Below are 12266 nucleotides of genomic sequence, written 5' to 3'. Positions count from 1 at the left end.
GAGCGGGCAGGGCCTCGTGCGGGGTCGACTCCTCGGACGCGCCCAGCCGCGCCCCGACGTCCGATACCGGATACCGGATACCGGACGGATGCCGGATAGCGGCCGGCGGTCAGCCGGTCACCTGTCGCCAGCCGGTTGCGAGCCGGTCCACCGCGGCCTTCCCCCGACGGCGGGCGCGGTGTTCCCGAAGACGAACGGGTCGGTCTCGCACTGGCTGATGAAGTCGGTGGGGAAACCGGCCTCGAACCCGGTCGCCGCCTCCAGGCGGTCGACCACGTCGTCGGGCAGCACGAGGTCCACGGCGCCGAGGCTGTTCGCCAGTTGGTCCGCGTCGCGGACCCCGACGATGGGCAGCACCGGGGCCCGCCGCCGCGTCCAGGCGAGCGCCACCTGGGCGGCGGAGACGCCGAGTTCCCCGGCGACCGCCCACACGGCCTCGGCGACGGGGCGATCCTTCGCCGACAGCGACTCCGGGGCGGCCCGCGTCGAGGTGCCCGTCAACGCGCCCCCACCCAACGGCGCCCACGCCGTCACGCTCATGCCGAACGCCTCGGCCATCGGCAGCAGTTCCCGTTCCGCGTCCCGCCAGATCAGGCTGTAGGGGACCTGGAGACCAGCGAACGGGGTCCAACCCCGCCAGTCCGCCAGGGTGTTCGCCTGGGCGACCAGCCAGGCCGGGGCGTCCGACACCCCCACGTAGAGCACCTTGCCGGCCCGGACGACGTCGTCCAGGGCCCGCATCGTCTCCTCGATCGGCGTGTGCCGGTCCCAAACGTGCACCCAGTAGACGTCGACGTGGTCGGTGCGCAACCGTCGCAGGCTCCGCTCCAGGGAACCCACCAGGTTCTTCCGGTGGTTCCCCGAGGCGTTCGGATCGTCCCGGTCGTGGGAGACCGTGTACTTGGTGCCCAGGACGAAGCGGTCGCGGTCGGTGAGCACCGCACCCAGCAGATCCTCGCTCCTGCCGTAGCAGGAGGCCGTGTCGACGAAGTTGCCGCCCGCCTCGGCGTAGGTGTCCAGGACCCGCCGCAGCTCCCGCTCGTCGTCGAGGATCATCGTCCCGAGGACGACCTCGGAGACGCGCAGTCCGGTCCGCCCGAACAGTCGGTACCGCATGGTCACCGCCACCTCCTCGACCTCGGCGGTGCGATCGGACGGGGAGCTCGTGCGTGCTCCTCGGCTGTGCGGGACCGCCGCGGCTTGCGTGGTCCTTCGTGGAAATCGTTCATCCCACACACCCTGGCCTGGGGATCCGGCGTGAGGGAGACCCTCCCAGGGCCCCGCTACGGCCCGCTGGCGACCCTAGGATGAAGCGTTATGCCCGAGAACGTTCTGGGGGCCTTCCTGCGGGCCCGCCGTGAGGCCACCGCACCCACCACCGCCGGCATCTCCCCGGGCGGGAGACGACGCACCCCCGGTCTGCGCCGAGCCGAACTCGCGGATCTCGCGGGTATCAGCGTCGAGTACCTGACCAGGTTGGAGCGGGGGCGCGACCGGCATCCCTCCGTTCCGGTGCTGCGGGCGCTCGCCGACGCGCTGCGGTTGTCCCCGGAGGAACACGCGCACCTGCACCGGTTGGCGAAGTCGAGTGACATGGCGTGCGCCCGGACGCCGAGCCCAGCCACCCCGCCCCCGCCGGTCGCGCCGGTCCGCCCGACGCTCCTCGCCCTGCTCGACCAGCTCGAACCGGCGCCGGCCCTCGTCCTGGACGCGCGGACCACCGTCCTCGCCCACACCGCCGGCTTCCGGGAGCTGGTCGCGTCGACCGGGCTGCTCGACGACCCCCGACCGAACCTGGTCCGATACCTTTTCACCGACCCCCGGGCCAGGCTGACCTATCCGGACTGGCCGGTGGTCGCGGACGCCCGGGTGGCCGCGTTGCGCGCCTCAGCTGACCTCGGCGACCAGGACACCGCCGCGCTGGTCGGGGACCTCGCGGCCACCGTCGGCGCGGAGTTCGCCGAGCGGTACGCGGCGTCGGCGGGTCTGCCGAGCGCGACCGGCACCGAACGGTGGAGGATCGGCGGCCACGAGATCACGATGGCCTACGAACGCCTGTCCCTGCCCGGTACCGGCCAGTCGCTGCTCGTCTACCTCCCGGACCCGGCGGCGGTGGAGCGGGAGGACCACCCCGCGGCGTAGCGCCAGGCGAGCTCGGGCCGCGGCGCTCGGGGCCGTCGGTGGCCGAAGAGGGAGGGCACGGCGTGCTGCACGGCTAGGTGCCGGATGCGACCGGCGGTGTCGTCCACGGCGGCCCCCGATACCTGTCCTGGTCGCCGGCTGGCTCTCCGTTCTGATGGCACCTCCAGCTGCTCGGGCGACCAGTCGGATGTCGCGAGGACCAGGTCCGGTCCACTCGGGACCTCCGGCCGGCGGACCTGGCCGCACGGGGGCCGCCCGCCGCGCGGTGACTCCTCACGCGGAGCACGGCGGGGTCCTCGGAGGTCAGGCGACGCGCAGTGACAGCTCGTTGCCCCGACCCCCGTCGACGGGGACGGTCAGGGTCAGGTACCCGCCGAGGGCGTCCCGCACGTGCTCGCGGTAGTCGGTCACCGCGTCCAGCGCGTTCTCCGCGATGACGAGCGCGCCGGGTCGCAGACGCGGTTCCACCAGCCGCAGGACGGGCAGGTAGAGGGAGAAGGCGCCATCCAGCAGCACCAGGTCGACTGGCCCACCGAGGTCGTCGCGCAGCGTCTCCAACGCGTCTCCGATGCGGAACTCCACCAGGTCGTCCAGGCCCGCCTCGGAGACGTTCCTCCGTGCGTAGGCCGCCTTGCCGGGTTCCAGCTCGGTGGTGATCAGGCGTCCGCCCCCGTTGTCCCGCAGCGCCGCGGCCAGGTACAGCGCCGAGACGCCGAAGGACGTGCCGTACTCGACCACCCGCCTCGCGCCGGCGATCCTGGCGCAGACGTAGAGGAACTGCCCGAAGGTGGGGGAGACGCAGAAGTAGTTGTCGGCGTACCGGCGGTACAACGCCCGGTAGTCCCGGCCCTCCTCCTCGAGGGTTCGCCGGATCAGGTCCTCCTCGGACAGATCCCCACCGGAGAGGCCGTCGATCAGAGGCTTGTCCGCGGCGTCCGCTTCCCGGTGCAGGCGGCTGAGGACCTGGGCGACGCGGGCGGACGTCAGTGAGTTCATCGAGGCTCCTTCGTCGACTGTGCGGGTGGCGGAGGCGGGCGGGCCGCCGGTGCGGTGGCCGGGTACGCAGCAGGAGCGAGCGGGTGCCCTGACCCGCTCGTCCGTGGTCCGCGTGCCCGCGCCCGGGTCTCGTCGAGCCGCCCGTCCGGCCGGCGACGACGGGTCTCCGCGCGTACCGCGCGTGGTGGGCGGTGGTGTGCCGACCGCCTCGTTGGCACCTCACTGGTCAGACGATTCCGCGACACGCTCGTCGGCTCCTGGTACCGACGTCGACGGGAGCTGGGGGCCGCTCACGGGTGCGCGGGCGGGTCGGCTGGTTCCGGTCCCCGCGCCGCCGCCCCGGCTCCCGTGGACCCGAGGTGTGCGTCCGTGGAGGGGGCGCGAGCCCTGCACGCCGTGTGCCGGGCCGGGCGGGCCCAACCGGGGGCTCGTGGCCCGCGGTCGCGGTCCCTCCACGGCCTGGCGGCGGTGCCCTCCGCGCTCATCGCCCGCGCCGTGCACCCGAGGTCACAGCGGCGGGATGCGCATCGGTCGACCCGCCGCCACACCGCCGTCGACGGGGATCGAGACCCCCGTCAGGTAGGAGAAGTCCTCGGAGGCGATCGCGAGCACGGCGGAGGCGATGTCCTCCGGCGTGGCGATCCGCCCGAGGCCGTCCACGTTGAGCTGGCCCAGGCCCACCTTCGCCTGTTCCCAGAGCGCGTCGTCGAGCCCGGGTGGCCGGATCATCGCGGTGTCGGTGATGCCGGGGAGGATCGCGTTCACCCGGATCCCGGCGCCGCCGTACTCCAGGGCCGCGGAGCGGACCAACGCCTCCTGGGCGCGTTTGCTCGCCTGGTAGGCCGAGAGTTCGGGGCGGCCCACGACCGAACCGACCGAGGAGTTCACGATGATGTGCCCACCGCCGTGGGCGATCATCGGGGGCAACTGCGCCCGCATCGCCAGGAAGGTCCCCCTGGTGTTGGTGTTCATCGTGTCGTCCCACTGCTCGAGGGTCATCTCGTGCAGCGGCGCGGTGTGTTGCACACCGGCGTTGTTGAAGGCGATGTCGGGCGGTCCGAGGTTCTCGATCGCGCGGTCGACGAAGGCCTGCGTGGAGTCGGCGTCGCGTACGTCGGCCCGCAGGTAGACGGCGTGGCCCCCGGCTCGGCGGATGCGTCGTTCCACCGCGCGGCCGTGGGACTCCCGGCGTCCGCAGAACGCCACCCGCGCGCCCTCGGCGGCGAAGGCGGCGCAGGTCGCCTCGCCGATCCCGGAGGTGCCGCCGGTGACGAGGACAACCTTGCCCCGGAAGCGCCCCCGTCGGCCCGTGGCGGTGCCGCTGCCGGCGGCGTTCGCCGAGCCGGCGCCGAGCATTCCCAGTCCGAGCGCTCCGGCCCCCGCCGCGGCTCCCAGGATCGCGCGCCTGCTGTGGGTGGCGGCACCCGTGGTGCGGGAGGTGTGCGTGCTGGTCATGGTCCTCCGGTTCCTGTGGCCTGGTCGCGGGGCTGGTGCGGACGGGTCCAGCGCGGACTCGGACGCACCGAAAGAAACGCGACTAATTGCTCGCAAAAAAATACGAGGATTGGCTCGTGAAGTCAAGGGGTCCGTGGAGCGGCACGACCCCGCCCCCGTCACCGACCGGTGGGCCGAGGGGCGACCAGCCCGCCACCCCCGGCGTCGGGTCCGCGCGATCCCGCCGGCCACCGGCTGGGACGGCGGCGGAGGCCGGCCTTCCCGCGGGGGCCACCATGTTCCGTTCCCTCCCCGGTCCGCGGTCGGCCTCGCACCGGCAACGGATGCCACCCCCGCCCGCCGGGACCCGGGGGCAGGACCAGGCCGGTACCCACCGAGCCGGCGGGAGGCCGCGACACGTCGTCCACTCAGGACGTTGCCGAGCGGGACCGCGGCGGACGGCAGGCCACCACACGCCCCGCCCCGAGCATCGGTGACTGGCCGGAGCCGCCCGGGTGGGCGAGGCACCCCACGGTCGGACCGCTCCCGCCGACCAGCACCGCCGCCGGCGACCGGGTGGGAGGACCGCCCCGGCGGGCGGGCGGGTGACTCGGTCCGGACCCGGTGGCACCCGACCGGGCAGGCCACCCGGAACGTGGACCCCGACCAGATCGCCCCGCACGGTCCCGCGCTCCCGCACCGGAGTCCTCCGCGCCGCCCACCCCCCGGCAGCTGCCCGGAGGCGGGCGAGTCGACCCAGTGGCGCTCCGAGGTCCTCGCCGCCCGCCGGGGTCCAGTGCGCACGGACGCGCGGTGAACCGGGAGCAGGGCAACCCCCGGGCACCTCCGCCCCGAAGAAGGGGCATGAGGGACCACGAGAGCGTCCACCCACCCCCGCGAGGAACGTCCTGCCTGACCGGGCTGCTGGCCGTGGCGGCCGCGCTCGGTGCCGGTCACCTGCTGGCCGGGCTCACCGGTTCGCCCGGGTCCTCGCCCTTCCTCGCCGTCGGGAACTCCGCCATCGACCTGGCGCCGGAACCCGTGAAGGACTTCGCGATCGCCGCCTTCGGCGAGGCGAACAAGACCGCGTTGCTGGTCGGGATGGGCGTGGTCCTCGCGGTGCTCGGCGCCGCCGGCGGCCTGGCCTCGCGCGGCGGCCCACTCCCTGGCCTCATCCTGGTCGGGCTCGGGGGGACGGCCGGGGCCCTCGCCACACTGGGCCGACCCGACCTGCCCACCTGGGCCGTGGCCGTGCCGCTCTCGTCGACCGTGGTGGGTGGCGTGGTCTTCGCGCTGCTCTGGTCGGCCTCCCGCCCGCGCGGTCCCCGGAAGGACACCGGGGAGGACCCGGCCCTGACCGGGACCGGTGCGGGCCTGGGGCGCCGGCGGCTCCTGGTGTCCACCGGCGCGGTCGCGTTGGGCTCGGCGACGGCCACGCTGGGCGGTCAGGCGCTGACCGGTCGAGGCGGGCTGGAGGAGTCCCGACGCGCGGTCACCGCCCGCCTCCCGCCCCCCTCGCCGCCACCGGGCGGCGCCGACTTCGTCGACCAGGGGACCCCGACGTTCATCACGGCCAACGACGACTTCTACCGGGTCGACACCGCGCTGCGCGTGCCGGCCCTTCGCGCGGAGGACTGGCGGCTGCGCGTCCACGGGCTGGTCGAGCGGGAACTGTCCCTGAACTTCGACGACCTGCTCCGCCGACCCTGGCGGACCGAGACGATCACCATGACCTGCGTCTCCAACGAGGTCGGCGGTCCCTACGTCTCGACGGCCGAGTTCGTCGGCGTTCCCCTGCGGGACCTCCTGCGGGAGGCGGGAGTCCGGGCGGGGGCCGAGCGGGTGTTCGGCACCAGCGTGGACGGGTACACCGCCGCGACCCCGGTGGAGACCCTGCTCGATCCCGACCGGGTGGCCCTGCTCGCCTTCGGGATGAACGGGGAGGCCCTGCCACCCGAGCACGGCTTCCCCGTTCGCATGGTCACCGCCGGCCTGTACGGCTACGTGTCCGCCACCAAGTGGCTGGTCGACCTCGAGCTGACCACGGGCGACCGCCGCACCTACTGGGAGGAGCGGGGCTGGGCCGAACGAGCGCCGATCAAGACGCAGTCCCGCATCGACTCGCCCCGGGGGTTCGAGACGCTCCCCGCCGGCAGGACCACCGTCGTCGGGGTCGCCTGGGCCCAGACCACGGGAATCGACTCGGTCGAGGTGCGGGTGGACGACGGGCCGTGGCAACCGGCGACCCTGGCCCGGGAGGTCAACCCGGACACCTGGCGGATGTGGCGGGCCGAGGTCCACCTCGTTCCCGGTGGCCACCGCATCTCCTGCCGGGCCACCGACCGCGACGGCCACACCCAGACCGAGGAACGGGTCGGCACCGTGCCCGACGGGGCGACGGGCTGGCATGCCGTCGTCTGCACCGCCGAGTGACCGCGCGGAAGAAATTCACGATCCGGGGCAATACCTCCGGCCGCACGTACCGAAGACCCCATGAAGTCCCAGAAAGAGACCGAGGAGGAACGATCCGATGAGGACCACGCGACGCACCGCCCTGGCTGGCGGCATCACCGCCTCGGCCCTGCTGCTCGCCGCCTGCGCCAACGGCGAGGAGGAAGCCCAGGACCCCGGGCCGGGAACGGACGGGGGCACGGTGACCAGCGCGCCGGAGCGACCGGAGGAGGACACCTCGCCGGAGGACGGGATGGCCGGTGACGGGGTGACCACGGCCGCCGACGTCTACGGGCCCGGCTGTGACCAGGTCCCCACCGACCCGGAGGACCCGGGGTCGGTCGAGGGCATGATCGACGACCCGGTGGGCACCGCCGCCAGCAACAACCCGCTGCTGACCAACCTGACGGCGGCCGTCGAGGCGGCCGGGCTCGGGGACACCCTCAACGACACCGGCGCCAGCTACACGGTCTTCGCGCCCGCCGACCCGGCCTTCGAGGCGATCCCCGAGGACGAGCTGACCGCGTTGCTGACCGACCCGGACCGGGCGGACGACCTCACCGGCGTGCTGACCTACCACGTCGTCCCGGAGCGGTTGGACGCCGACGGCGTCGCCGAGTGGGGAACCCTCGACACCGTGCAGGGCGGCCAGCTCACGGTCGAGGGCTCGGGCGAGGACCTGACCGTCAACGGGGCCAGCGTGCTGTGCGGGAACATCCCGACCGCCAACGCCACGGTGTTCGTCGTCGACGAGGTGCTCATGCCCCAGGAGTGACCTCCGGCCAGGACGGCCTGGCGGGGGGCTGGTGACCACGCGGGACGGGGTGACCACCGGGACCGGCGGCGGTCGGTGCGCGACCGACCGCCGCCGAACCCCGGACCGGGTCGACCCGGATCAGCTCAGGGTGCCGCTGAGCTCGTTGGGGGCCGAGGGCAGCGACCCGGTCGCCGTGATCTCACCGGACTCGAGGTCCACGGCGTGGATCTCGGTGGCGCTGGGGTCGGTGACGAACGCCGTGCCACCTCGGACGAAGATCGCCGGGCGCGGCTGCTGCCACTCCAGCGGCTCCTCCCACTCGTCGATCACCGGGATGGTGTTGACGACCTCGGCGGTCTCCGGGTCGACGACGTGGATCGCGCCGTCGGTGCCCAGGACGAGGGCCTCGCCCTCCGGGCCCCGGGCCAGGGAGCGGAAGGTGTAGCTGGTGCCCAGCTCGACGAGCTCCACGCTCGCGTCCTCGGTGTCGATCAGGGAGATCTGGGTGGGGCGTTCCAGCTCCGCGTCCGGGTCCTGCTTGTAGTCACCCAGGGTGATGCTCGACTCCTCGGAGCCGGCCTGGTTGCCGATGCGCCCGTAGTCGGTGGGGCTGTCCACCTTGGTGATCTCACCGTCGCGGTAGATCAGCACACCGGTCTCACAGCCGATCACCACCGCCTCGTCCCGCGCGGTGGCCTCACCGTGCACACCGGGGCAGTCCTCGTTGCGGGCGATCTCCTCGCCGTCGCCGTCGAGCACGACGATGCCGGGGCGTTCGTCCTCGTTGCCCAGGGTGGTCACCAGTTCGCCGGTGGACAGCTCGACCGCCACGCCGTGGTGCGGCTCCGGGGTCGTGTGGGTGTCCGCCTCGGGCAGCGAGTCGCCGAGGGAGTCGGTGTCGAAGATCAGCACCTCACCGGAACCGTCGAAGAACAGCACCGTCCTGCCCGCGTGGCGCACCACGTGACCGGGCTTGGGGCCCTCGAACTCCAGGTCCGTCAGCTCCGGCGTGGCCGCGTCCAGCACCTGGAAACCGGAGGACGTGGACACGAAGAGGTGGCGGTCGTCGCCGGCGGGGTTCAACCGGTTGAACCCGTCCAGGGCGATGTCCTCGACGACCTCCAGGGTCGTCGGGTCCAGCACGTAGAGGCCGCCGTCGTAGGTGGTGACGATGGGGTCGACGACCGAGGGCGTGGCTGCACCGGTCGACGCCTCGGCGTCGGTCGCCTCGTCGTTCTCGGTGGACCCGCCGCACGCGCTGAGGGTCAGCGCGGCGGCGAGGGCCGGCACGGCCAGTGCTCTCACACGTCCGGCCGGGGTGCGTGGGGAGGTTCGCATCTGTGTTCGCTCTCTGTTCTCGTTCGGTGTTCCCGGGCCGGCGGTCACCGGCCCGGTGCGGTGTCATGGGTGGTCAGAGCTGCCCGAGCAACCCCTGGGAGATCGAGTCGGTGTTGGCGCGCATCATGTCCAGGTAGGTCTCCGCCCCCTCGCCCTCCGCGCTCAGCGATTCGGAGAAGAGCGGGACCACCGCCACGTCCAGACCCGCGTGGTCGGCCAGGACCTGGGCGAGGCGGTCCGGCTGGGAGGAGTCGGCGAAGATCGCCGGCACCCCGGCGTCCCGCACCGCTCCGGCGAGGGACTCCAGGTCGGAGGCGCTGGGGGAGGCGAGTGTCGTCCCGCTGGGGATCACCGCGCCGACGACCTCGAAGTCGTAGCGTTCGGCGAGGTAGCCGAACACGTGGTGGTTGGTGACCAGCTGCCGCCGGTCGACCGGGATCTCGGCGAAGCGTTCCGCCATCTCCTCGTGCAGCGCCTCGAGCTCGGCGCGGTAGGCGTCCGCGTTGGCCCGCACGGCCTCCTCGTCGACGCCGTCGACGTGCTCGACGACGCGGTCGGTGATCTCCTCGACCACCGCCACGACGCGCACCGGATCCGTCCAGAAGTGCGGGTCGGGTTCCCCCCGCGACTCGTCCGAGGTGTAGTCGATCGGGTCGGCGTGGTCACCCGCGGAGACGACCGGCACCCCGGACTCCTCGGCGGCCGCGACGTGGCGGAGCATCCCCTCCTCCAGGCCGAGGCCGTTGTGCACGAGCAGCCCGGCCCGCTCGACCAGAGCCGCCTCCCGGGCCGAGATCCCGAAGGAGTGGGGGTCGGCGTTGGGCCGCATCAGCACGGTCACCTCGGCCTGGTCACCGATGATGTTGCGGGTGATGTCGCCCAGGATGTTGGTGGTGACCACGACCTCGCCGTGGTCGGCGTCGGCGGTGGAGCACCCGGTGGCCGCCACCACGAGTCCGGTGGCCAGCGCGAGCAGGGAACCGGCGAGTCGGTGTGCGCGGGGGCGCGCGCCTCGGCCGCTCATCGTCCCGTCTCCACCATGTGGCTGGCCAGCCCCGGCACCTCGAGGGTGCGGGCGACCCGCAGGTCGTCGTTGTAGTCGATCTCGTGGATCTCACCGGAGGTCGGGTCGTTGACGTAGGCCCTGGTGGTGTCGACCTCGATGACCGGGGCCGGTGTCCCGGCCGCGGCCCCCGGCTCCAGCAGGGACACCGCGGCGGTCTCCTCACCGGTGTCCGGGTCGAGCCCCCGCAGCACACCGTCGGCGGTGAGGACGAGGACGGCGGATCCCTCGCCGGCCGTGTTGGCGGCCACGACGGGTTCGGTGGTCGCCCAGTGCCGCCACGTCCGTTCGGTGACGTCGAGGAGCCAGCCCCCCGCATCCCCTGCGGTGCCGACCAGCGTCGTGCTGCCAGGGCGGTGGCGGAAGGTGCTGATCCGCTCCCCGTCCTCGACCGGCTCCGGGTAGGCGATCAGTTCCCCGTCGAAACGGCCGTCGTCCTCGGTGACCAGCAGCGCGCCGTCGGCGCAGCCGAAGACCACGCCCCGGCGGGTCAGCGCCTGCCCGCGCGGGTCCTCGCAGGTCACGTCGAGGGTCGACACCGCTTCCCCGTCACGGTCCCGGATCTCGACGGTGCCGTCACCGGCTCCACCGCCGGCCGGCGCCAGCAGGTGCTCCCGGTAGGGGACCGTGGCGGAGGTGCCCGCCACCGGGACCTCCTCGACGCGGGGGACCACCGTCCCGCCGTCGAGTTCGGCCCGGTCGAGCACCAGCGTGCGACCGTCGGCGGAGGAGACCGCGGTCACCACGGGATCGCTGAAGGCGTCGGTGAGCTCCACGCCGTCGACGGTGCCGACGTCCCGGACCTCGGCCCGGTAGTAGTGCACGTGGTCCCCGTGGTCGACCATCCAGGAACCGCTGTCGATGACGTGGACCGCGTCGTCGGCACCGGCGACGTAGCCGAAGCGGCCGTCGCCGGCGATGTCCTCGACCCCCTCGACCTGGCCGACCTCGTGGACCTCCTCGTCGATGAGGTCGAGGACCCTGACCCCTCCGGTCTCCGCGTCCGCGATGACCAGCCGGGACTGCGCCTCGGCGGTCTCCTCCGCGCCTTCGACGTAGCCGTGGGGCACGTCCTCCTCGACGGTGGCCGGGCTCTCCGCCGGTGTCGTGCTGCCGCAGGCCGCGATCAGGACGGACACCGACGCGAGCCCAGCCGCGAGCCGGGCGGCCCGCGTGTGCTGTTGCCGTGTCACGGTTGGTACTCGGTCCTTTCGTGGTGGTCGTTCGGGGACGGCTCGGCACGGGGCGCGCGCCGGACGAGGCGGGCGGCGAGTGCCGAGAGGAAGAAGAGCAGGACGGCGGCGGCGACGATGGTCGCTCCGGCGGCCGTCCCGAAGTGCCAGGACACCAGCAGCCCCACGACGTTCGCGGTGACGCCGAGCGCGGCGGCACCGGCCATGATCGCCGGCACTCGCCTCGCCCACAGCGCGGCCGCCGCCGGCGGCGCGATGAGGAGTCCGAAGACCAGCAGGGTGCCCACCACGTGGAACGACGCGACGATCGCGAGCGTCACCAGGCCCAGCAGCAACCCCTCCGCCAGGCGTGGCCGCAGCCCCAGGGTGTGCGCTTTGCGGGGGTCGAAGGTCAGGGCGAGGAACGCCCGGTACCCGAGTGCCGAGACCAGGCCGGCGACGGCCAGGGCCACCGCGAGACCCACGAGGTCGCCGTCGCGGACGGCCAGGACGTCCCCGAAGAGGAACCCGGTCAGGTCGACGGCGAAGGACCGGGAGTGCGAGACGATGATCACGCCCGTCGAGAGCATGCCGACGAAGAGCATCCCGATCGCGGTGTCCCGGGAGATGCGGCGGGTTCGTCCCAACGCGTTCACCCCCAGCGCCATCACTCCCGCGCTCAGCGCGGCCCCGATCAGGGGACTCCCACCGAGCAGTGAGGCCAGGGCGACGCCGGGGAGCATCCCGTGCGACATCGCGTCCCCGAGGAACGCCATGCCGCGCAACACCACCCAGGTGCCCACGAGCGCGCACACCAGCGAGACGAGCACGCCCGCCACCAGAGCCCGCTGCACGAAGGCCACCTCGAACGGCAGCAGAATGTCCATGGCGACGCACCTTATAGTGATAACCA

General features: G+C 73.3%; 10 protein-coding genes. 3 read left to right on the top strand and 7 right to left on the bottom strand.

The window, feature by feature from the left end; all coding sequences use genetic code 11:
- Positions 1-117 precede the first annotated feature (117 nt).
- Entirely contained in the window at positions 118-1116 is a 999-nt protein-coding gene (locus ACOJVX_RS14595) for an aldo/keto reductase (protein WP_030227238.1), read from the bottom strand.
- Between the two features lie 201 nt (positions 1117-1317).
- On the opposite strand from ACOJVX_RS14595, the gene ACOJVX_RS14590 reads away from it, so the two are divergent.
- Entirely contained in the window at positions 1318-2142 is an 825-nt protein-coding gene (locus ACOJVX_RS14590) for a helix-turn-helix domain-containing protein (protein ID WP_103056602.1), read from the top strand.
- A 303-nt stretch (positions 2143-2445) separates the two neighbouring features.
- Here ACOJVX_RS14590 and ACOJVX_RS14585 read toward each other — a convergent pair whose 3' ends face one another.
- Both ACOJVX_RS14585 and ACOJVX_RS14580 read right to left on the bottom strand, forming a co-directional pair.
- Positions 2446-3138: an O-methyltransferase gene (locus ACOJVX_RS14585; RefSeq protein WP_103056603.1), complete on the bottom strand. Its 693-nt coding sequence runs from the start codon at positions 3136-3138 to the stop codon at positions 2446-2448.
- A gap of 507 nt (positions 3139-3645) precedes the next feature.
- Positions 3646-4593 carry an SDR family NAD(P)-dependent oxidoreductase gene (locus ACOJVX_RS14580; protein ID WP_103056604.1) on the bottom strand — a complete coding sequence of 316 codons (948 nt, stop codon included), beginning with the start codon at positions 4591-4593 and terminating at the stop codon, positions 3646-3648.
- Between the two features lie 843 nt (positions 4594-5436).
- Here ACOJVX_RS14580 and ACOJVX_RS14575 point away from each other — a divergent pair.
- Positions 5437-7005 carry a molybdopterin-dependent oxidoreductase gene (locus ACOJVX_RS14575; protein WP_422646843.1) on the top strand — a complete coding sequence of 523 codons (1569 nt, stop codon included), beginning with the start codon at positions 5437-5439 and terminating at the stop codon, positions 7003-7005.
- A gap of 97 nt (positions 7006-7102) precedes the next feature.
- Complete coding sequence (locus ACOJVX_RS14570; RefSeq protein WP_418155498.1) at positions 7103-7798, top strand: fasciclin domain-containing protein; 696 nt, start codon at positions 7103-7105, stop codon at positions 7796-7798.
- A gap of 120 nt (positions 7799-7918) precedes the next feature.
- Here ACOJVX_RS14570 and aztD read toward each other — a convergent pair whose 3' ends face one another.
- The 4 genes from aztD to aztB all read right to left on the bottom strand — a co-directional run bounded on the left by aztD (position 7919) and on the right by aztB (position 12240).
- Complete coding sequence (gene aztD / locus ACOJVX_RS14565) at positions 7919-9118, bottom strand: zinc metallochaperone AztD (protein WP_026420627.1); 1200 nt, start codon at positions 9116-9118, stop codon at positions 7919-7921.
- 73 nt (positions 9119-9191) lie between these two features.
- Positions 9192-10142, bottom strand: a complete 951-nt coding sequence (gene aztC, locus ACOJVX_RS14560) for a zinc ABC transporter substrate-binding protein AztC (RefSeq protein ID WP_026420626.1) — start codon at positions 10140-10142, stop codon at positions 9192-9194.
- Positions 10139-11374, bottom strand: a complete 1236-nt coding sequence (locus tag ACOJVX_RS14555; RefSeq protein ID WP_103056606.1) for a hypothetical protein — start codon at positions 11372-11374, stop codon at positions 10139-10141. Before ACOJVX_RS14555 ends, aztC begins: the two co-directional genes overlap by 4 nt.
- Entirely contained in the window at positions 11371-12240 is an 870-nt protein-coding gene (gene aztB, locus ACOJVX_RS14550) for a zinc ABC transporter permease AztB (protein WP_026420624.1), read from the bottom strand. Before aztB ends, ACOJVX_RS14555 begins: the two co-directional genes overlap by 4 nt.
- Positions 12241-12266 lie beyond the last annotated feature (26 nt).

Source organism: Actinoalloteichus caeruleus (genome assembly GCF_049311605.1).
Taxonomy (GTDB): domain Bacteria; phylum Actinomycetota; class Actinomycetes; order Mycobacteriales; family Pseudonocardiaceae; genus Actinoalloteichus_B; species Actinoalloteichus_B caeruleus.
The sequence above is the reverse complement of the archived record's forward strand: the minus strand, read 5'-3'. Positions and strand labels throughout refer to the sequence as shown.